Origin of the sequence: Kibdelosporangium aridum (genome assembly GCF_900176515.1) — a bacterium.
GTDB classification, from domain to species: domain Bacteria; phylum Actinomycetota; class Actinomycetes; order Mycobacteriales; family Pseudonocardiaceae; genus Kibdelosporangium; species Kibdelosporangium aridum.
In genome coordinates this window covers 148,903-169,750 of the sequence record NZ_FWXV01000001.1, presented here as the reverse complement: position 1 = coordinate 169,750, position 20,848 = coordinate 148,903, and the positions used below count along the sequence as shown (strand labels likewise).

12 protein-coding genes are annotated in these 20,848 nt (G+C 66.9%); 10 read left to right on the top strand and 2 right to left on the bottom strand.

Annotated features, from left to right (window positions below; all coding sequences use genetic code 11):
• Positions 1 to 90 precede the first annotated feature (90 nt).
• Positions 91 to 11,106, bottom strand: a complete 11,016-nt coding sequence (locus B9C43_RS00775) for a type I polyketide synthase (RefSeq protein WP_084424149.1) — start codon at positions 11,104 to 11,106, stop codon at positions 91 to 93.
• Positions 11,107 to 11,281: 175 nt separating this feature from the next.
• Here B9C43_RS00775 and B9C43_RS00770 point away from each other — a divergent pair, with 175 nt between their 5' ends.
• Genes B9C43_RS00770 through B9C43_RS00725 form a run of 10 tightly spaced genes read left to right on the top strand, consistent with a single transcriptional unit; the run spans position 11,282 to position 19,966 of the window.
• Positions 11,282 to 12,478 (top strand): cytochrome P450, encoded by a 1,197-nt coding sequence (locus B9C43_RS00770; RefSeq protein ID WP_084424148.1) that lies wholly within the window; start codon positions 11,282 to 11,284, stop codon positions 12,476 to 12,478.
• Position 12,479: 1 nt separating this feature from the next.
• Complete coding sequence (locus B9C43_RS00765; protein ID WP_084424147.1) at positions 12,480 to 13,469, top strand: beta-ketoacyl-ACP synthase III; 990 nt, start codon at positions 12,480 to 12,482, stop codon at positions 13,467 to 13,469.
• A gap of 11 nt (positions 13,470 to 13,480) precedes the next feature.
• Positions 13,481 to 13,726 carry an acyl carrier protein gene (locus B9C43_RS00760; protein WP_084424146.1) on the top strand — a complete coding sequence of 82 codons (246 nt, stop codon included), beginning with the start codon at positions 13,481 to 13,483 and terminating at the stop codon, positions 13,724 to 13,726.
• Positions 13,723 to 14,946: a beta-ketoacyl-[acyl-carrier-protein] synthase family protein gene (locus B9C43_RS00755; RefSeq protein ID WP_200825387.1), complete on the top strand. Its 1,224-nt coding sequence runs from the start codon at positions 13,723 to 13,725 to the stop codon at positions 14,944 to 14,946. The genes B9C43_RS00760 and B9C43_RS00755 overlap by 4 nt, the downstream gene beginning before the upstream one ends.
• Before the next feature lie 13 nt (positions 14,947 to 14,959).
• Positions 14,960 to 16,621: an AMP-binding protein gene (locus B9C43_RS00750; RefSeq protein WP_200825386.1), complete on the top strand. Its 1,662-nt coding sequence runs from the start codon at positions 14,960 to 14,962 to the stop codon at positions 16,619 to 16,621.
• Positions 16,618 to 17,505, top strand: a complete 888-nt coding sequence (locus tag B9C43_RS00745) for a ferritin-like domain-containing protein (protein WP_200825385.1) — start codon at positions 16,618 to 16,620, stop codon at positions 17,503 to 17,505. Before B9C43_RS00750 ends, B9C43_RS00745 begins: the two co-directional genes overlap by 4 nt.
• On the top strand, positions 17,502 to 18,023 hold the full coding sequence (locus B9C43_RS00740; RefSeq protein WP_084424145.1) for a PaaI family thioesterase: 522 nt from the start codon (positions 17,502 to 17,504) through the stop codon (positions 18,021 to 18,023). The genes B9C43_RS00745 and B9C43_RS00740 overlap by 4 nt, the downstream gene beginning before the upstream one ends.
• Positions 18,020 to 18,280 carry an acyl carrier protein gene (locus B9C43_RS00735; RefSeq protein WP_084424144.1) on the top strand — a complete coding sequence of 87 codons (261 nt, stop codon included), beginning with the start codon at positions 18,020 to 18,022 and terminating at the stop codon, positions 18,278 to 18,280. The genes B9C43_RS00740 and B9C43_RS00735 overlap by 4 nt, the downstream gene beginning before the upstream one ends.
• A 1-nt stretch (position 18,281) precedes the next feature.
• The gene (locus B9C43_RS00730) at positions 18,282 to 19,142 is read left to right on the top strand and encodes an SAM-dependent methyltransferase (protein ID WP_084424143.1); all 861 of its coding nucleotides are present in this window, start codon (positions 18,282 to 18,284) and stop codon (positions 19,140 to 19,142) included.
• Positions 19,139 to 19,966 carry an acyl-ACP desaturase gene (locus B9C43_RS00725; RefSeq protein WP_200825384.1) on the top strand — a complete coding sequence of 276 codons (828 nt, stop codon included), beginning with the start codon at positions 19,139 to 19,141 and terminating at the stop codon, positions 19,964 to 19,966. The genes B9C43_RS00730 and B9C43_RS00725 overlap by 4 nt, the downstream gene beginning before the upstream one ends.
• On the opposite strand, the gene B9C43_RS00720 is transcribed toward B9C43_RS00725, so the two are convergent.
• Entirely contained in the window at positions 19,963 to 20,844 is an 882-nt protein-coding gene (locus B9C43_RS00720; RefSeq protein ID WP_084424142.1) for a LysR family transcriptional regulator, read from the bottom strand. The genes B9C43_RS00725 and B9C43_RS00720 overlap by 4 nt on opposite strands.
• Positions 20,845 to 20,848 lie beyond the last annotated feature (4 nt).

Here is a 20,848-nt window from a genome sequence, read left to right as displayed (position 1 = left end):
GCTGCCGTTCCCGCAGCTCGGCGATCTGGTGCCGCGCCTGCCGCAGCTCGGCCGTCAGCCGTCGCAGCGTCTCGACCACCCGGCCGTCGTTCATCGCAGTCCCTTCTCCAGTTCCTCCTCGACGAGGTCGAGCAGTTCGTCCAAGGTGTCCGCGGCCAGCAGGTCGTCCGCGATGACCGGTTGGTCGACCGGCTCCGGTTGGTCGACGGGCACCGGTTCTTTGGCTGGGGCGGCGCCGAACAGCTCAGCCCGCAGATGGGCGGCGAGTGCCGCCGGGGTCGGGTAGTCGAAGATCACCGACGCGGGCAGGCCGATCCCGGTCGCCGCGGCGAGCACGTTGCGTAGCTCGACCACCGTCAACGAGTCGAAGCCGACGTCCTTGAACGCTTTGTCCGCCGGGATGTCCTTGGCCGAGGTGTGGCCGAGGACCGTTGCCACGTGCTGGCGTACAAGGTCGAGCAACCCACGTTGCTGGTCCTCTTCGGACAGTCCGGTCAACGTTGTGCGCAGGTCCGGTGTCGCACTGGACTCACGGTGTTCCACCAGTTCGGAGATCAGCGGCATCGGCCGTGTTGAGGTGAACTGGTCCCAGTCGATGTCCACGACGGTCAGGCATGTCTCGTCGTCGTCAAGCGCTCGCTGCAAGGCCGTGATCGCAAGGGCGGGTTGCAGCGCTTGCAGACCGCCTCGGCGCATCCGGTCCTCGACGACGGCACCGTCCGCAGCCATGCCTGCCTGTGCCCAAGGCCCCCATGCGACTGCGGTCGCGGGCAGTCCGATGGCTCTGCGCTGTTCGGCGAAGGCGTCGAGGAAGGCGTTCGCGGCCGCGTAGTTCGCTTGCCCGGCATTGCCGATAACGCCTGTCACCGACGAGAACAGCACGAATGCCTTGAGATCCGGCGCAAGCTCGTGCAGGTTCAGCGCGCCCAGCACCTTGGGCCTGAGCACGTGCTCGAACCGGTCCAGCGTCAACGCGTCGAACACGCCGTCATCGAGGACTCCGGCAGCGTGGAAGACAGCCGTCGGTGGATGCGCGTCGAGTACCTTGGCAAGGCTTGCCCGGTCGGCCACGTCGCAAGCCGCCACGGTCACCCGTGTGCCCAGCTGCTGAAGTTCCGCCACCAGGTCGTCCGCGCCAGGTGTGTCCGCGCCTCGCCGAGCGGTCAGGACGACGTGCTCGGCACCGGCACGCGCCAGCCAGCGGGCGACTTCCGCACCCAACGCGCCGAGGCCGCCGGTGACCAGGACCGTTCCGTCCGGTTGCCACGGCGTGCCCGCTGGGCGCGCTGCCTGGACCAGTCGACGCCCGAAGATCCCCGATGGCCTGACCGCGACCTGGTCCTCCTCACCGCCCAACACGGTCACCAGGCGTCGAGCATCGGTCAAGTCCGGTGAGATGTCGATCAAGCCACCCCATCGGTCAGGGTGTTCCAACGCGAGGACCCGGCCAAGGCCCCAGATCTGCGCGGACATCGGATCGACCGAATCGCCGGGCCGGACGGCAACCGCGTTCGAGGTCACACACCACACAGGGGCGTTAGCGCGACGCACCACATCGATGGTCGTGGCCAGTCCCTTGGACACAGCCGGACACTCTGCGGTCCACTGGTCCTCCGGCTGCAGCAGCACGAGCACCCCTGCCACCGGTTCGTCGGTGTGCGAGGCGTGGATTGTGCTCGTGCCACGCTCTTCGAACGCGCGTCGGACCGCAGCGAGCGCGGGGTGATCCTCTGGGGACACCACCAACCACGGTCCAGGCAACGGGGCCGACGGCTCGGGTATCGGCCGCCATTCCACCCGATGGCACCAACCATCCACTGGAGAGGAAGGGGACAGCGGTCGCCCGGTGGGCGGATCGAGCCAATAGCGCCGTCGCTGGAACGCATACGTAGGCAAGTCGACCGACCTCGCACCGCGCTCTTCGAAGAACCGGGCCCAATCCACGTCCATCCCGTGGACATGCAACTGAGTCAGGGCCGTGGTGAGAGCGAGCACCTCGGAACGGTCTGCGCGCAAAGACGGAATGACCGTCGCATCGGGAAGACTGTCCTTGGCCATTGCCGTCAACACACCGTCCGGACCGACCTCAAGGAAGGCAGTCACGCCCGCATCGGCAAGAGTTCGGACAGCATCGGCGAACCGGACGGTCTTCCGGACTTGCCCAACCCAGTAGTCCGGCGAACAGACATCCGTGGCCTGTCCGGTCACAGTGGACACGATCGGAATCTGCGGAGCAGTGAAGGTCAGCCGCGCGACGGTTTCGGCGAACTCCGCGAGCATCGGCTCCATAAGCGGCGAGTGGAACGCGTGGCTCACGCGCAAGCGTTTGGTTTTGCGCCCGTCTGCCGCGAAGGCGTCGACGATCTTCCCGACGACGTCCTCGTCACCGGAGATCACTGTCGAGTTCGGACCGTTCACGGCCGCGACGGACACCCGATCGGTCAGCAGCGGCAGCACCTCGTCCTCGGTCGCCTGCAGCGCGGCCATCGCCCCGCCCTCAGGCAGCGCCTGCATCAACCGCCCACGGGCGGCAACCAGCTCACAGGCGTCCTCGAGCGTCAACACGCCTGCCACGTGGGCCGCTGCGATCTCACCGATGGAATGCCCGGCCACGAAGTCAGGCGTGACTCCCCAGTGCCGCAGCAGCCGGAACACCGCGACTTCGACAGCGAACAGGCCAGCCTGTGTGTACATCGTCTGGTGCAGCAGGTCTTCACCCAGCACAGTGGTGATCGAATTCGGCAAGTGCCGGTCCAGCAGCACGGCCACGGCGTCAAAAGCCTCAGCGAACACGGGGAATGCCCGATAGAGCTCGCGTCCCATGTCCAGGCGTTGACTGCCTTGGCCCGTGAACAGCAGCGCCAGCGCGGGCCGGTCGGCCGGGACTCCGCGCACCACACCGGGCGCGACGCCACCACCGGCCAACGCAGTCAACCCGCGTACGAAGCCGTCATGATCCTCGGCGACCACAGCCGCTCGATGGCCCAACGCAGCTCGGCCAGCCAGTGATCGCCCGACATCGATCGGCCGTTCGGTCATGGAGACCAGACGATCGGCTTGCGCCTGCACGGCCTCCGCTGTGGCACCGGAGATCAGCCAAGGGACCAACGGCACAGTCACCGACGCGGGCGCGGGATCGGCAACCGGCTCTGGCGGGGCCTGTTCGATGATCACGTGCGCGTTCGTGCCGCTGATCCCGAAGGACGTCACCGCTGCCCGTCGTGGGTGCGAGGTTTCCGGCCACGGCATGGCCTCGGTCACCAGCGAGACCTGTCCGGCGGACCAGTCGACGTGCGGTGTGGGCTCGTCGACATGCAGCGTCTTGGGCACGATGCCGTGCCGCATCGCCTGAACCATCTTGATGATCCCCGCGACACCGGCAGCGGCCATCGTGTGCCCGATGTTGGATTTCACCGACCCCATGAGCAAGGGATGCGCACGGTCTTGGCCATAGGTCGCCAGCACCGCTTGAGCTTCGATCGGATCGCCGAGCCGGGTGCCCGTGCCATGCGCCTCGACAACGTCCACATCAGACACAGCCAGGCCCGCGTTGGCCAGCGCGGCCCGGATCACCCGCTGCTGAGCCAGACCGCTCGGCGCTGTCAGCCCGTTCGACGCCCCATCCTGGTTCACCGCGGAGCCACGAACGACAGCCAGCACGCGATGACCGTTGCGCCGAGCATCCGACAATCGTTCCAGCAGAAGGACGCCGACACCTTCACTCCACCCGGTGCCGTCGGCCGCGGCGGCGAAGGCCTTACACCGGCCGTCTGGGGACAGCGCGCGTTGCCTGCTGAACTCGGCGAGCCACCACGGCGTGGTCATCACGGTCACACCGCCTGCGACGGCCATGCTGCACTCGCCTGCCCGAATCGCCTGCGCCGCAAGGTGTAACGCCACCAACGACGACGAGCAAGCAGTGTCCACAGTGATCGCTGGGCCTTCGAGGGCGAACGTGTACGAGATCCGGCCGGACACCACACTCGCGGTGCTGCCCGTGCCGATGTACCCCTCGGTAGTCTCCCCGTGGTGCATCAGGATGCTCTGGTAGTCCTGGCCGTTGGTGCCCGCGAAAACACCGATCCGCTCGCCGCGGACGGACGCCGGGTCGATACCGGCCCGCTCGAACACCTCCCACACGGTTTCCAGCAGCAGCCGCTGCTGGGGATCCATCGCCACTGCTTCACGCGGTGAGATCCCGAAGAACTCGGCGTCGAAGTCGGCCACGTCCGGCAGGAATCCCCCGGCTTGGGCGTAGGACTTGCCCACCGCGTCCGGGTCGGGATCGAACAGGTTCGCCAGATCCCAGCCACGGTCGGCGGGCAGCCCGCCGATCGCGTCCCTGCCTTCGTCGACCAACTCCCACAACGCTTCCGGCGAGTCCGCCCCGCCAGGCAACCGGCAACTCATCGCCACGATCACGATGGGATCGTCATCCGTGGTCACCACGACGGGCTGCGTTTCCGCCACCTCGCCGAGCAACAGCTTGGCCAACGCTTCCGGTGTGGGGTGGTCGAACAGGACCGTCGCGGGGAGTTTCAGGCCGGTCAACGCGTTGAGCCTGGTCCGCAATTCCACAACGGTCAACGAGTCGAAGCCGAGTTCCCGGAACGGCCTGCTGGTGTTGATCGCCTGTGGGCTGCTGTGTCCCAGCACTTCCGCGGCCTGGGCGCAGACGAAGTCGAGCGCGATCCGGGCTTGCTCAGCGGCTGACCGTCCCGCCAAGCGCCGCGACCACGTTTCCCCGTCGGACTTGGCTGCTTGACGGGCTTCCGGCAGGTCGCTGAGCAGCCGGCTTGGGCGTGCACCAGTGAAGCCAGGGATGAACCGTGCCCAGTCGACGTCCACGACCGTCACGCACGTTTCGTCACGATCGAGCGTGGCCTTCAACGCCGCGAGTGCCGGACCCGCCGACATCGGCCGCATTCCGTGGCGCCGGGTACGTTCGGGCACCGCTTCGGCCATTCCTCCGTCCGCCCATGCTCCCCACGCGATGGAGGTCGCGGGAAGGCCGAGTGCACGGCGGTGTTCGGCCAGCGCGTCGAGGAAAGCGTTCGCGGCGGCGTAGTTGGCCTGACCGGCGTTTCCCACGCTGCCCGCGGCCGACGAGAAGAGCACGAACGCGTCGAGGTCACGGTCGAGCGTGAGCTCATGCAGCAACCACGCACCGTCCACTTTGGGCTTCAGGACGTCATTGAAGCGGTCCGGGCCAAGGGTTTCCAGCATGCCGTCGTCCAGGACACCGGCTGCGTGCACGACGGCCGTCAGGTTCGGCAAGGACGCCACGAGCGCCGACATGGCCTGCTCGTCCGTCACGTCACAGGCCGCGACGGTCACCGGGATGTCCAGATCGACATCAGCGGTGCCGCGCCTGCTGGTCAACACGATGTGCTCGGCGCCGTTTTCCGCCAGCCACTGCGCGGTTCTCCGGCCGAGCTCACCCGTCCCGCCAGTGATCAACACCGTTCCCGACGGCCGCCACTGCCGCTTTGCCTGCGTGCGCGCAGCCCGGGTCAGGCGCCTGGCGAACACGCCGTTCGCGCGGATCGCGACCTGGTCCTCGTGCCCCGACAGCACACCGGCCAGCCGGGACGCGACCTCGTCGGTGAACTCGTCTGGCAGGTCGATCACGCCACCCCACCGTTCGGGGTGTTCCAGGGCAGCGACCCGGCCGAGTCCCCAGATCGTGGCCTGCAAGGGCGCGACGACCCCGTTCACAGCGCCCTGCGTGGCGCACCACAGCGGCGCGGTCACCCCGGCATCGCCCAACGCGTGCACCAGCGCCGCCGTCCGGACCGGCCCGTCCTCGGCCAGTGCCAGCAACGAAAGCACGCCCGCGTACTCGCCGCTGAGTCTGGCCGCGATTCCCGCTCGATCCTCGTTGCCCAACCGGAGCGTCTCGGCGCCGGGAAGCGTGATGTCGGTGTCGATGCCATCCGGCACAACCACTAGCCAGGTCCCGGACAAGTCGGCCGCCGCGTCGGGGATCGGCTTCCACTCGATCTGGTATCGCCAGGCGTCGTTGGCCGCGGGTGCCGGTCCGAGCCAGTAGCGCTCCCGCTGGAACGGGTAGGTCGGCAGGTCGACTCGGCGGGCCTGTGTACCGGCGTAGAACGCCTGCCAGTCGGGCTTGGTGACGCTGACCGCGGCGAGCAGGGTCTCTGGTTCCGGCCGATCGGGACGCAGCAGCGCGACCGCGCCCTCGGTCATCGCGCTGAGCACTCCGGCAGGCCCCAGTTCCAGGAACGTGCCGACGCCCAGGTCACGCAGACTCTCGATGCCGTCGGCAAAGCGCACGGTTTCGCGGGCCTGGCGGACCCAGTACGCGGGCGTGCACAGGTCTTGGGGATCAGCGACACGGCCGGTCACCGCGGAGACCAAGGCCAGTTCCGGTGTGCGGTACTCGATCTTCGCGGCCACGTGCGCGAAGTCCGCGAGCATCGGGTCCATCCGGGCGGAATGGAACGCGTGACTCACAGCCAAGCGCTTGCTCTTGCCTCCCACAACGAGATCACGCAGTGCGTCCTCGTCGCCAGCGAGCACAACGGACATGGGTCCGTTCACCGCGGCCAACGAAACCCGGGAACTGAGCAGCGGCTGAATCTCGTCGACCGAGGCTTCCACCGCCAGCATCGCGCCACCCGGCGGCAACACCTGCATCAGACGGCCACGCGCAACGACCAGCGTTGCGGCATCCTCAAGCGACCACAGTCCGGCCACGTGTGCCGCGGCGAGCTCGCCGATCGAGTGGCCGAGCAGGAAGTCCGGACGAATGCCCCAGCTTTCCAACAGCCGGTAGAGCGCCACTTCTAGGGCGAACAGCGCTGGCTGGGTGTACTCGGTGCGGTCGAGGGCTTCCTGGTCGCCGAACACCTCATGAAGCGACCGGCCCACCAGGGGATCCAGTACGGCACAGCACTCGTCGAACGCACGCGTGAACACCGGATAGGCGTGGTAGAGCTGTGCGCCCATGCGGGCCCGTTGGCTTCCCTGACCCGTGAACAGAAACGCGAGTCCGCCTTCGCTGGTCGTGCTCGTCGCAGCCCTGCCGTCGGCCAACGCCGCCAGTCCGGCGAGCATGTCGGCTTTGGTCGTACCGACGACCGACGCGCGATGCTCCAATGCCGCCCGGGTTGTCGCGAGCGAGTACCCGACATCGATCGGATCCTGCTCCCCCACAGTCGAAAGCAGCTGCTGGGCTTGTGCACGAACCGCTGCTTCGGTGTGACCGGACAACGTCCACAGCATTGCCGGAACTTCCGGTTTGCTGACCGACGATTCCTCGACCTCAGGTGGCTGTTCGAGGATGAGGTGCGCGTTGGTGCCGCTGATCCCGAACGACGACACGCCCGCGCGCCGGGCGCGGCCGGTCCGTGGCCACGGTGTCGCTTCCGCGACCAGCTCGATCGAGCCGGACTCCCAGTCGACGTGCGGTGTCGGGCGGTTGAGGTGCAACATCTTCGGCACGACACCGTGCCGCATGGCCATGAGCACCTTGATCACACCGGCGACACCCGCCGCCACCTGGGTATGCCCGATATTGGACTTCAGCGAGCCGAGCAAGAGCGGCTGGTCACGGTCTACGCCATACGTGGCCAGCAACGCCGTGGCCTCAATGGGATCACCCAGTCGCGTGCCTGTGCCGTGTGCTTCGACGACATCGATGTCCTGTGTGGACATACCTGCGTCGGCAAGCGCTTGCCGGATCACGCGTTGCTGTGCGAGGCCGTTGGGTGCCGTGAGCCCGTTGCTGGCGCCGTCCTGGTTGAGGGCACTGCCCCGGATGACCCCGACGATGGGGTGACCAAGCCGCTGGGCGTCGGAAAGCCTTTCCAGGACGAGCATTCCGGCGCCTTCGGCCCATGCGGTGCCGTCCGCGGCCTCGGCGAACGGCTTGCACCGGCCATCCGCGGCCAGTGCTCGTTGCCTGCTGAACTCGACGAACGCGATCGGGGTGGACATCACCATCACCCCGCCCGCCAAGGCCAGCGAGCATTCGCCGCGACGCAACGCCTGCGCGGCGAGGTGCATGGCGACCAAAGAGGACGAACACGAGGTGTCGACGGTCAGCGTGGGGCCTTCGAATCCGAGGGTGTACGCGACGCGTCCAGTGGCGACGCTGACCGCGTTTCCGATCGGCAGGTAGTCCGCGACTCCTTCGGGCGCGTCCGACGAACCGTAATCGCCGTGCATCACTCCCGCGAACACGCCCGTCGCGCTTCCGCGCAACGAGCTTGGGTCGATACCGGCGCGCTCAACGGCTTCCCACGACAACTCAAGCAACAGCCGCTGCTGCGGGTCCATGCCCAGCGCCTCACGCGGGCTGATCCCGAAGAACGCCGGGTCGAAGTCGGCCGCGTCGTAGAGAAATCCGCCTTCCCTGACGTAGGTCTTGCCCGGCGTGCCGGGTTCCGGGTGGTAGATCGACTCGTCCCAGCCACGGTCGCTGGGCATCGCACCGATCGCGTCCCTGCCCTCGACCAGCAACTCCCACAGGTCCTCCGGCGACCGCACACCGCCGGGCAGCCTGCACGACATCGCGACGATCGCGATCGGCTCGGCAGGCTCGGCGTGTTCGGCTTCCTCTGGCTCGATGGCTGCTGCGGGCGGGGTGACCTGCGCCTCGAGCGCGCTCGCCAGCGCGGCCGGGCTGGGGTGGTCGAAGACAGCGGTCGTAGCCAGCGGCAGGCCGGTCCTGGCTCGTAGCCTCCTCACCAGGTCCACTGCCGCCAACGAGTCAAAACCGAGCTCGGTGAACGACCTGCTGGACTGGACGTCCTGACGGTTGAGCACCGCCGTCGTTTCGGCCAGGACATCGTCGAGCAACTGCCGTGGCCGCTCCGCGGCGGGTTCACGCGTTTCAGCGACAGATTCGCTTGCCGGCACTACGGGTTGGTTCGCTTTGACCGCAGCGTCGAACAGGTCTTCGCTGTCCCACGTGAGGGCGGCTGCGGGCAGACCGGCACGATGCCGATGCGTCACCAATTCGTGCGCGACCGACGCTGCGACCGTGTTTCCGGCCATTCCCAAGGCTTCAGCCGGGGTGATCAGGACGAACAGCGCGGCGTCGGTCCGCTCAGCCAGCGTGCGCGCAGTGTCGATGTAGTCACGCGTGCAGGAGTCGAGCTGTTCGGGTGTCATGGACCCGGCCAGGCCCGCGCCCGAGACCGGGGTGGCGTGCACGATCCCGGCGAGTCGGTCCGGTAGCTGCGCCGCGGTCTCCACGACGCGGACAGTCGCCCCCAGCTCGATCAGGTCGTCGACGTCCGTGGCGGGTCCTGTCAGCAGCAGGTCCCGCACGCCATGCGCGGCAACGAGGTGATGCGCGATCAGTCGCCCTGGGCCATCGGTTCCGCCGGTGACCAACACCGTGCCGTCGAGTTCGGGGAACTCTATTTCGCGGGACGCCGGTGCCAGACGTGGAACTCGCACCTCGCCGGACCGGATTGCGACGTGTGGTTCGTCGGTGGCCAGCGCGGCCGGCAGCAGCGGAGCCACGTTCGCCGGATCGTCCGCCTCGACGAGGACGAACCGGCCAGGAAACTCCAGCTGAGCCGCCCGCACCAGGCCTTTCACCATGTCGTCCGCTGTGATGACAGCGAGCTTGCCGCCATCCCATTCCCTGATCACCCGCAACGCGGTAGCGGCGTCCGATGCTTCGGTGAGCGTCAGATCAGCGGGTTCCTCGACGCGGACGCCAATAGCAGTCAATCGGTCGGCAAGAGTGCCAGAGTTCAGCACGGACCACCGGGAACGCGCGACCGCTGTGCCGGCCGTCAACTTCTGCCAGCTGACAACCGAAAGCGCGGCTTCGTCCGGCAAGTCGACACGTTGTGGCCGGTGCCCGTCGAACACCGGCTCCCAGTCCACCGGCACGCCGTTGACGTGCAACCCGGCCACCGCGGTGAGCAGTGACTGCACGTCCGACCGGTCGCCGCCACGCAATGCAGGCAGCACAACGGCTTCGTCGTCGGCGAGGCAGTCACGAGCCAACGCGGCCAGCACACCGTTCGCGCCGACTTCGAGATACGCGCCGGCCCCGGCGTTTTCCAGCCAGCGCACGCAATCCATGTACTGGCTGGTGCCGCGTACCTGCCCTGGCCAGTAGTCCGGGGTCAGCAGCTCGTCCGTGGGCATGCCGCGGCGAATGGACACGACCGGGATCCGCGGCCGGTTCAGGGTGAGTCCGGAGACTGTCCGCAGGAAGCCGGGCAACAGCGGATCCATGTGGTGCGAGTGGAACGCCCGTCGTACCGGCAGGCTCTTGGCCTTGCGTCCACGCTGCGACCAGTACGCGACAACGGCTTCCACCGCGTCACGATCACCGGAGATGACCACAGAGGACGGTGAGTTGACCGCAGCGAGCGTGACTCTGCCTTCGTAGCCGGACAACGACTCCGCGGCATCGCCCGGGCTGATCCGCAACGCGGCCATGGCTCCGCCAAGCGGCATGTGCTCCTGCACGAGCCGCACCCGGTCGGCCATCAGAACTGAGATGTCGTGGTACGAGAACATTCCGGCAGCGGTGGCCGCGGCCATTTCCCCGACCGAGTGGCCCAGCACGTAATCCGGGTGCAGTCCCCAGCTTCCCAGCAACCGGAACAGGCCCATCTGCAAGACGAACAACGCGTCCTGGGTGAGCAGTTCCCGGTCACCGGGAGGGATACCGGCGAAATCGTCCTCGCCGAGCAACAATTCACGGACCGCCCACTGGGAATGCTGGGCCAGGTGAGCACATACGTCGTCCATGGTCTGTGCGAACACTGGAAAAGTGGAGTACAGTTCGCGGCCCATTCCCGGCCGTTGCCCGCCTTCACCGGAAAACAGCAGCGCGACCTTGCGATCCTCCGCCCGGCCACGGACCAACCCGGGAGCGTCGGCGCCCGCCCGCAGCGCGTTCAGCCCATCGCGCAGCTCGAACCGGTCCTTCGCCAGGACAACCGCACGATGTGCGAAATGCGTCCTTCTGGTCGCGAGTGAATAGCCCACGTCGGCAAGGCGCAGATTCTCGTCACCGTCGATATGGGACTGCAGATTGGCGGCTTGTGCCCGGAGCGCTCCTTCGGTGCGGCCGGACAGGAGCAGCGGAACAACCACTTCGGACATATTCGCATGGCCCCCCGATGAGCACGACTGTCACTCAGCGTCGCGCGCGATCCGACCGCCCATCAACCCCTAGCTGGCTCCAGCGGGACGGTCGGGGTGCGCAGCCGGGTAGGGGTTGCCGGTCTCGCGAACCGCTGGTTACGTTCGACCGCGAGTCATATCTGCGGGGGAATACATGAATCTGCTGTTCGATCCGCGTGATCCGTCGTTGTCCGCCGATCCGTATCCGCATTACCGGCGGTTGCGGGAAGCCGATCCGGTGCACCAGTCGCCGTTCGGCTACTGGGTGCTGACCCGCTACGCCGACCTCGACGTAGTGCTGCGTTCGCCGTCCGTATCCAGTGAATTCCCTCGGGACAAGACGTGGGCGAAGCATCGCGGCGGCCCGGACAGCCCGATCGTGACCAGCACCCGCAAGTGGATGCTGATGCTCGACGGCGCCGCGCACCGGCGGATCCGTGGCTTGATGGGCCGCGCGTTCACGCCACGCGCCGTCGCCCGGTTGCGCCCCCGCATCGCCTCCGCGATCGACGATCTCATTGACGCCATGGGCGAAGGCGAGGTCGATCTGCTCTCCCAGCTCGCACTGCCGTTGCCGGTGACCGTGATCTGCGAACTGCTCGGCCTGCCGACCACCGACCGGGACCAGTGTCGCGAATGGACAGACAAGATCGCCATGGTGGTCGACCCGGCGATCACGCCGCAGATGGCCGAGGAGATGAACGCCGCGGAGGTCGAATTCCGCGCGTACATCACCGAGCAGCTCAACCAGCGTCGCCGCAACCCGAGCGACGACATCCTGTCGCTGTTGCTGGCGGCCGAGGTCGACGGTGAACAGCTGACCGATGACGAGATCGTCGCCAACGTACTGCTGATGTTCAACGCGGGCCACGAGACGACCGTCAACCTGATCGGCAACGGGATGGTCGCCCTGCTGCAGCACCCCGATCAGCTCGCGTTGCTGCGGGAGAACCCTTCGCTGATCGAGACCGGGATCGACGAGCTCGCCCGGTATGACGCACCGGTCCAGCTCGCCGCGCGGATCACTACAGCCGATGTTGAACTGACAAGCGCGACCATTCCGGCTGGCAGCAAGGTGATGCTGATGTACGGCGCGGCATGTCGTGACCCGGAACGGTATCCCGACCCCGACCGCCTCGACCTCACGCGCGACGGAGTCAAACCGATCGCTTTCGGCGGTGGGCCGCACTACTGCATCGGCGCGCCACTCGGCAGGCTCGAAGCCAGCATGGTGATCACCGCGCTGCTGGACCGGTACTCCAGCATCGATCTGGCCACCGAGGAACTCCAGTGGCGGCGCAACGTCAACTTCCGTGGCCTCAAGCACCTTCCCCTCAAGCTGGTCGGTTGACGTGACCAAGGCCGCAGTGCTCTGCGGGCTCGGTGCATGGCTGCCGCCGAGGATCGTGCCGAACTCCGAACTCGCCGACACACTGGACACCTCGGACGAGTGGATCACCTCTCGGACCGGCGTGCGCACCAGGCACATCGCCGACGCCGGAATGGCCACTTCGGACCTCGCGGTGCAGGCTGGTGAACGCGCGCTCAAGTCGGCCGGTATGTCCAATGTCGACGCTGTGGTGCTCGCGACGACCACGCCGGATCACCCCTGCCCCGCCACGGCGCCGACTGTCAGCGCGCGGTTGGGACTCGGCACTGTCGCCGCGTTCGACGTCAACGCGGTGTGCAGTGGTTTCCTGTACGGGCTGATGGTCGGGGCAGGCATGATCGCCGCCGGGGACACGAGCAGTGTGCTGCTCATCGGCGCGGATACGTACTCCAGAATCCTGGACCCCGCCGACCGGTCCACCAGGGTGATCTTCGGTGACGGCGCGGGCGCGGTCGTGCTTCGCGCGGGCGACCCTGACGAACCAGGGGCGATCGGGCCCATCGATCTCGGCAGCGACGGCGACAACAACAACCTGATCGCCATCGCGGCAGGCGGTTCGCGTGAACCGTTCCATGACGGCGGCGACCCGTATTTCCGGATGCGGGGCAAGGAAGTCTTCCGGCACGCGGTCGTACGCATGACGCAGTCCGCGCAGACGGTGCTGCGGCGAACGGAATGGCCGGGTGGTCTTCCCGATCTGCTGGTCGCCCACCAAGCGAACGTGCGCATCGTGCACGCTGTCGCCGACCAGCTCGGCTTGCCGCGCGAACAGTGCGCGATCCACCTCGACCGGGTCGGCAACACAGCCGCCGCGTCACTGCCGCTCGCGCTGGCCGACGCCGTCACCACTCGACGACTCACCGCGGGCACACGTGTCCTGCTGGCGAGTTTCGGCGGTGGTCTCACCTGGGGCGCCTGTGCTGTTCGCTGGCCGGAGCTTTCGTTGACATGAAGGAGAAAACCATGGCCGACGCCACCTACGACCGCCTCGTCACACTGCTGGTCGACGTGATGGGCCTCGAGGACGACGAGGTCCGGCCGTCGAGCACGTTCAGCGAGCTGGACGTCGACTCGCTGGCCATGGTCGAACTGGTGCTCGCCGCCCAGAAGGAGTTCGGCGTCGAGATCGGCGAGGACGACCTCACCCCGGAGATGACGATCGAACAGACCGCGCAGTTCCTTGAAGCGAAGGCCGTACCGACCCGATGAGCACGTTCGACGCCGCGATCACCGGAGCCGGCTTGGTGACGTCCGCCGGGATCGGTGTACCCCAGGCATGGCAACGCATCTGCGAAGGCGCGGGGACGGCGGCGTCAGCGGTGCCCGCATTGGCCGGCACACCGGCCGATTTCGGGTGTCAGGTCGCGGATTTCGATCCCATTCCAACGCTGGGCAAACGCAAGGCGTGGCGGCTGGACCGCAGCAGCCAGTTCGCGGTCGCCGCAGCGGTCGAAGCGGTCGGTGACGCGGGGCTGACCTCGTCGGACTGGTCCGCACCGCGGGTCGGCGTGGTGCTGGGCAACGGCATCGGTGGCGCGGCGACGTGGGAGAAGCAGCACCGGACCCTGTTGGAAGAAGGCCCCAAGCAGGTGTCGGGGATGTTGATCCCGATGCTGTCGATCAACATGTCGGCCGGGTACGTGGCGATGCACCTCGGCGTCACCGGACCGAACTTCGTCACCGCGACCGCGTGCGCCTCCGGCACCACCGCGATCGGCATGGCGCGGGAACTGTTGCGCAGCAATGCATGCGATGTCGTGATCGCGGGCGGGACGGAAGCCTGCTTGGTCCCGTCGATTGTGGCGGGGTTCAGCCAGATGGGCGCGTTGTCCAAGAACGCGGACGTCGAACGGGCGTCTCGTCCCTTCGACGCCGAACGGGACGGGTTCGTCGCCGCGGAAGGTGCTGCTGTCCTTGTGCTGGAACGGGTTGAAGACGCGGTCGCCCGCAACGCCAGGATCTACGCCCGCGTCACCGGGTACGGCGCTTCAGCGGACGCACATCACGCCACCGCGCCCGATCCTGAAGGCGCAGGTGCGGAACTCGCGCTACGCTCGGCGTTGCGTGCCGCGGAAATCGGCCCTGCTGATGTCCAGCACGTCAACGCGCACGGCACGTCGACTCCGCTGAACGACATGGTGGAGAGCCGGATGATCCAGCGGGTGCTCGGCGATCGGCCCGCGGTGACGTCAATCAAAGGCGTTGTCGGCCACGCCCTCGGTGCCGCTGGCGCCATCGAAGCGGTAGCGACGGCGTTGTCGCTGCACCACTCGGTGATCCCGCCGACAGCCAACCTGACCAAACAGGACCCGGAGATCGGCGTCGACATCGTCGCCGGGGCAGCCCGGTCCACGCCGATCGACGTGGCGGTCAGCAATTCCTTTGGCTTCGGCGGTCAGAACGCCGTGCTGGTTCTCGGCAAAGCGTGATTCGAGCAAGCACATGGGGGAAACGTTGCTGGATGGCACCACGATGACCGGCAGCCTGACGGCCTTGAGCCGATCGGCACCGGACGCGGTCGCGTTGTTCCCTTCCCATGGCCGGATCACCGCGGTGGAGCTGCACGAGTCCTCGATCCGGTCCGCGAACGCGTTTCTCGACGCCGGAGTCGAGCCTGGAGACGTAGTCGGCGTGCTCATGCAGACGACACCGACCATCTTCAACGCGTTGTTCGGCTTGTGGCGCGCTGGGGCCGCGGTCAGTGTTCTTCCCGTCCAGGTCGGCTTCGGCGACGTGAGAGCGGTCGCACAACGGCTGGCCTCGATCATCGCCACCGCGGGCATGCGTCACCTGGTACTCGACAAGTCCTACGACAAGGTCGGCCACGCGTTGCGTGAGCTCGTTCCCACGCTGACGATCGTCGATCCGGAAGTCACCGGTTCTGCTCGAGCACTGCCGGCGGTCGACGAAGACTCGCTGGCGATCGTCCAGTTCACATCCGGAAGCACCAGTGCCCCCAAGGGCGTCATGCTGCCCCACCGGACCGCCATGGCAGGGCTGCGGGCTTGCGTGGTGTCCGGGCACTTCAGCCCCGACGACGTGTTCGTCCAATGGGTACCGATGTACCACGACATGGGCCTGATCGGCCTGATGTCGCACTGGCTCAATGGCGCCGACGTGCACGTGTTCAGCCCGGCGGAGTTCCTGCGCCGCCCGGAGCGGCTGTTACGGCACTTCGCCGAGCATCGAGGCACTGTCCTCACTGGACCGAACTTCTCGTACGACTACATGCTCGACGCGGTCACCCCCGAGTTTCTCGCTACGCTGGACCTTTCCTCGTGGCGGCTTGCCTTCAACGGTGCCGAACCGGTCAGCGCCGCGACCGTGCGACGGTTCACCGATACGTTCGCTGCCTGCGGTGTGCGTGAGTCCGTGATGTACCCGGTGTACGGGATGGCCGAGGCGACGCTGTCGATCAGCTATCCCACGCCCGGCGACCCCGCGAAGATCATCACCATCGACCGGCAGGAACTCGCTTCCAGCAGCGTGGCCCGGACCGTGACCGAGGATCACCCGGACGCACGGGCCGCCGTGTCGGTCGGCCGCCCGGTGCACGGCATCGGAGTCCGGATTGCCGGCAAGGACGGCGAAATCCTTCCCCCGGGCATGCTCGGCGAAGTACAGATCACCGGCGAGCCGGTGACCACCGGCTACTACCGGGCGCCCGAGGCCACCGCGCGAAGTTTCGACGGCGAGTGGCTGCGGACCGGTGACCTGGGCTTCGAGTTGGCGGGTGAGCTGTACATCGGCGGGCGGATCAAGGAGATGGTGATCGTCCGCGGCCAGAACTTCTTCCCCGACGACGTCGAAGCGGTCGCCAGCGCCGTCCCCGGTGTCTACAAGAGACGATGCGTGGCGTTCTCGGACACCGACGAGTCCGGCGCCGAACGGGTCGGCGTGATCGTCGAAGTCGGCGGGTCCGGCTCACCTGACGAGGTCCGCGCCGAAGTCACCAGGCGGATCGCGGCGGAGCTGAGCCTGTCCGAAGTCGACGTGCACGTGGTGAAGCCACGCTGGCTGACCAGGACCACCAGCGGGAAATGGCAACGAACACTGGCAGGACGTCGAACCTCCACAGGCAGCCGAAAGGACCACGGCAGATGACAATGATCGACCAAGACCCGCTCGCCGAGCCGGGCGTCGACGCTGAGACGACCCGCCGGGTACCGCCCATCGAGGACAGCGAGATGCACAGCGCCGCTGTCTTCACCACCTACCAGCGGCAGACCTGGGAGATGTCCCAGATCCCGTGGGAGGACTTCCGGCCGGACAAGGTCAAGCCGGAGTACATCGTCTTCGCCAAGGGCGCGATCATGGGCGAGTCGAACTCGGTGGCCGCCACCCACGGCCTGCTGGAGGAGTTCCGCGACGACTACGACTTCTCGCAGTTCGCGTGCATCTGGGGCTACCAGGAGATCCAGCACCACCTGGTGTTCCAGACGTGGCTGCAGATGGCGGGGCACGCAGTGTCGTTCAACAAGATCGCGGTGATGCGCGAGCCGTACCCGCCGGGCGTGACCAAAGCCGCCAGCCTCGCCACCAACATCATCTGCGAGGTGCTGACCAACCACATGTACAAGTGCGTCAGCCGGGCCGTCGAGGAGCCGGTGATCGCCGCGATCATGCGCCGCGCCAGCGGCGACGAAGCCCGGCACGCCAGGGAGTTCGCGTACTACACCAAGCGCAGGCTCGCCTCGCACCCCGAGGAGACCCAGTCGGTGCTGGAGACGCTTTATCTGTACATGGGAACGACGCGCGAGATGTATCGCCATCCGGTGAGCCGGTTCAAGGGCCATCTGAAGGAGCTGGAAGGCCACGAGACGATCGACGAGGTGTTCCGTTTCTTCGCCGAGGTCGACGAGGGCGGCAAGGAGTGGGAACGCTGCTGCGAGCAGCTGTTCACGTACTTCACCGACGTCACCGGGCACCAGCTGAGCAAGATGAGCCACGTGCGCAGGGCGATCAGCGAACTCGCCGACGCGTCATGACCGCCGTCGCAGGCGAACCCATCGAGCTGCCGTGGCTGGACTTCCCGCGGTTCCGGTGTTTCGGGTGCTCCCCGGTCAACCCGATCGGCCTCGCGCTGAAGTTCCACCGCACCGAGTCCGGTGAAGTCGCCGCGCGCACAACGTTTTCCGCCGAGTACGCGTCCTATCCGGGCATCGTGCACGGCGGGATCGTGAACGTCCTCGTCGATGAGGTGATGGGCGACATGATCGCAATCGAGCACGGCCTGCTCGCGTTCTCGATCACGTTGCGTACCACCATGTTGCTGCCGTTGCGGACAGGCACGGAGTACGTGACCACAGCCCGCGTCACAAGCACCGGCAACGGGAAGATCCGGGCCGAGGCCGACGTCACCGGCCCGGACGGGGAGGTGCACATGATGGCTTCCGCGGTGTACCAACCGATCCGTTCGGAGCAGGCACGCGAGCTGATGGGCATCGGTGACGACGAGTTCGAGCAGATCAAGCACTACTTCGACCACCAGATTGGACAGTCATGACCATCTCCAGCCGCGACCAGGTCGCCGAGATCGTCCGTGGTTTCGTCGCGGGCGAGCTGAACATCGACGAAGCCCAGCTCAAGGACGACACCGTACTGAAGGAGCTGCCGGGCGCCGACTCGGTCCGGCTGCTGCGCATCGTGTCCAAACTCGAGCGGCACTGCGAGACCGAGTTCGACGACGAGGACATCTTCTCCTCGACCACCCTCGACGACCTGGTCACCTTGCTGCACGGGTACGTGGCCGCCGGGGTCTGACGTGACGCTCTCGGACACCACACGTGCGACCAACCAGCACTACGAGCTACCCGCCGAACTCTTCACCGCCTATCTCGACCGCAGGCTGAAGTACAGCTCCGGCCTGTTCGAGAGTCCGGAAACGACACTGGACGACGCCCAGACGGCCAAACTGCATTTCGTGGCACGGCAACTGGGCATCTCCGGCGGCGAGCGCGTGCTGGACGTCGGCTGCGGATGGGGCAGCCTGATCCTGTTCATGGCCGTCGAATTCGAGTGTACCGCAACAGGTGTGACCCCGTCCGCGACCCAGGTCGAGCACATCACCGCGCAAGCCGAACGTCTCGGCGTCGCCGACCGCATCCACCTGCGGCACGGTTCGTTCTCCGACATCGATGTCAGCGAACGGTTCGACGCGGTGACCATGCTCGGCTCCATCATCCACATGCCGAACCAGACCGAAGTGCTGACCAAGGCGTACGGGCTGCTGCACCGCGGCGGCAGCCTTTACCTGTCCGAAAGCTGCTTCCGCAACAAGGCGACCTACGACGAGTTCGCCGATCGGCCCGGAACAATGCACGTGACCGAAGGGATCTTCGGCTTCGCCGACATGGTCCCGGTGTCCTGCTTGGTGGAAAGCATCGAGTCGGCGGGCTTCAGCCTGACCGGCCTGACCGACCTGACGGCGCACTACCACGAGACCATCGCCCGCTGGGAACAGAACGCGCTGTCCAATAAGGATGAAATCGAACGGGTCATGCCAGGTTACCTCGAACCCCTGGTGCGCTACCTGCGGACGGCCAACGCGGGCTGGGGCTACACCAGCAAGCACTACGGCCTGACCGCGCAGAAGACCCGGCTCGGCCCGAAGGGGATGCCGTGAAGCTGGACCCCGCAGTGATGCGGGACCTCACAGCGACGGCGGTGAACCGTGGGGCGCGACGACAGTGGACGATCGAGGACGTGGACTGGGCGGCGCTGCGCCCGGAGAACCTGACCCAGACGGACACGTCGGTGGTCCGGTTCATCACGTTCATCGAGGACCACATCCCCGGGTATCTGACGTACTTCCTCGACCAGTTCCCGGTCCGTGGCCAGGAGCTGGACATCGAGGACTTCTGCTTCAACCGGGAGTACTTCCGGTTCCTGATCGCGTGGGCGTACGACGAGGAACGGCACGCGTCCGTACTGACCAAGTACCAGGTCGAAGCCGGGATCAACACCCCGGACGCGCTGATGCGTGAGCTGGCCGAGGAAGGCCGGAAGCAGTTCTCGCTGCCGTATGAGCATCCCGTGCAGGCGTTCACGTACACGCTTGTCCAGGAGAAGGCGACGCAACTGTTCTATCAGCAGTTCCGGACTGTGGTGACCGAGCCGGTGCTTCGGGATCTGCTGAACAGGTTGGCACGGGACGAGGCCCGGCATTTCGCCTTCTACTCGAACCTTGTCGGGCAGTACATCGAGCGGCACGGGCTCGCCGCGACCGTTCCCGATCTCAAGGACGTGCTCGGGACTTTCCGGATGCCACTCGCGGACACTCTCAAGGGTTATTGGCGTTGGTCGCTCCAAGTCGCTGACACCGCAGGCTATGACCACACGGAGGCTTACGAGTCGTTGGTGCGACTGGTCAAGGGGTTCACCACGAGCAGCGGTGCGGCATCGACCACCGATCTGGCCACCTTCGTGGACAAGATCCGCCAGGTCTAGCTCAGATTGCGGAAGTGCTCGATCGTGTGGTCGCGCAGGCGTTGGGCGGCGGCTGAGAGGTAGGCGTCGTCGCGCCAAGCCAAGCTGAGCACACGACGGCAGTCCGGGTCGTCGACATCGAGCCACACCACGGTCGTGTGGACGGTGCTGCGGCGCCCGATGGAAGGTATGAATCCAAGGCCGAGGCCTGCCCCGACGAGGTCGAACAACACGCTGGGTTCGTCGCCCTCGCAGACGACGCGCAGGTCGAGACCGGCTTTCGCGAAGAGCCGCTCGGCGAGCATCCGCTGCCAGTATCCGGGGCGGGTGGTCAGGAACGGCTCCCCAGCCAGGTCTTGGATGCTGACGCGCCCGCGGTCGGCGAGCCGGTGCCCGATCGGAACACACACCAGCACGGGTTCATCCAGCAACACGCGACACTGAACGCCAGGACCGTTCAGCGGCTGCGAAGCCACGCACAGGTCGACCTCGCCGGTCCGCAACTGCTCCGCCATGGCCGCCGCCGATGACTGCAGCAACCGCACATCCACCGAGGGATGGTCAGCGAGGAACGACCGAAGCGGCTCAACAAGGGGTATCAGCGTCTCTGCGGCCAAAGCGACGGTGCCGCGTTCGAGGCCGACGGCGTCAGCGAGTTCCTGTTTCGCGTCGTCGAGCTCGGCCAACGCCCGGTCGACGCGGTGGAGGAACGCGACGCCGAAGCTGTTGAGCCGGATCCGGCGTCCCCGTCGGTCGAACAAGGGCGCGCCGAGGTCGTTCTCCAGCCGGGCCAGGGTCCGGCTGAGTGACGGTTGCGCGACTCGCAGCTGGTCAGCGGCCTTGCCGACGTGCTCAAGCCGCGCGACCGTCTGGAAGTACCGGAGTGCCAGAAGATCCATCGCT

Coding starts and splice junctions, on each gene's coding strand:
- B9C43_RS00775 (WP_084424149.1), bottom strand. CDS start 11,106: ATGTCCGAAGTGGTTGTTCCGCTGCTCCTGTCCGGCCGCACCGAAGGA.
- B9C43_RS00770 (WP_084424148.1), top strand. CDS start 11,282: ATGAATCTGCTGTTCGATCCGCGTGATCCGTCGTTGTCCGCCGATCCG.
- B9C43_RS00760 (WP_084424146.1), top strand. CDS start 13,481: ATGGCCGACGCCACCTACGACCGCCTCGTCACACTGCTGGTCGACGTG.
- B9C43_RS00755 (WP_200825387.1), top strand. CDS start 13,723: ATGAGCACGTTCGACGCCGCGATCACCGGAGCCGGCTTGGTGACGTCC.
- B9C43_RS00750 (WP_200825386.1), top strand. CDS start 14,960: ATGGGGGAAACGTTGCTGGATGGCACCACGATGACCGGCAGCCTGACG.
- B9C43_RS00745 (WP_200825385.1), top strand. CDS start 16,618: ATGACAATGATCGACCAAGACCCGCTCGCCGAGCCGGGCGTCGACGCT.
- B9C43_RS00740 (WP_084424145.1), top strand. CDS start 17,502: ATGACCGCCGTCGCAGGCGAACCCATCGAGCTGCCGTGGCTGGACTTC.
- B9C43_RS00735 (WP_084424144.1), top strand. CDS start 18,020: ATGACCATCTCCAGCCGCGACCAGGTCGCCGAGATCGTCCGTGGTTTC.
- B9C43_RS00720 (WP_084424142.1), bottom strand. CDS start 20,844: ATGGATCTTCTGGCACTCCGGTACTTCCAGACGGTCGCGCGGCTTGAG.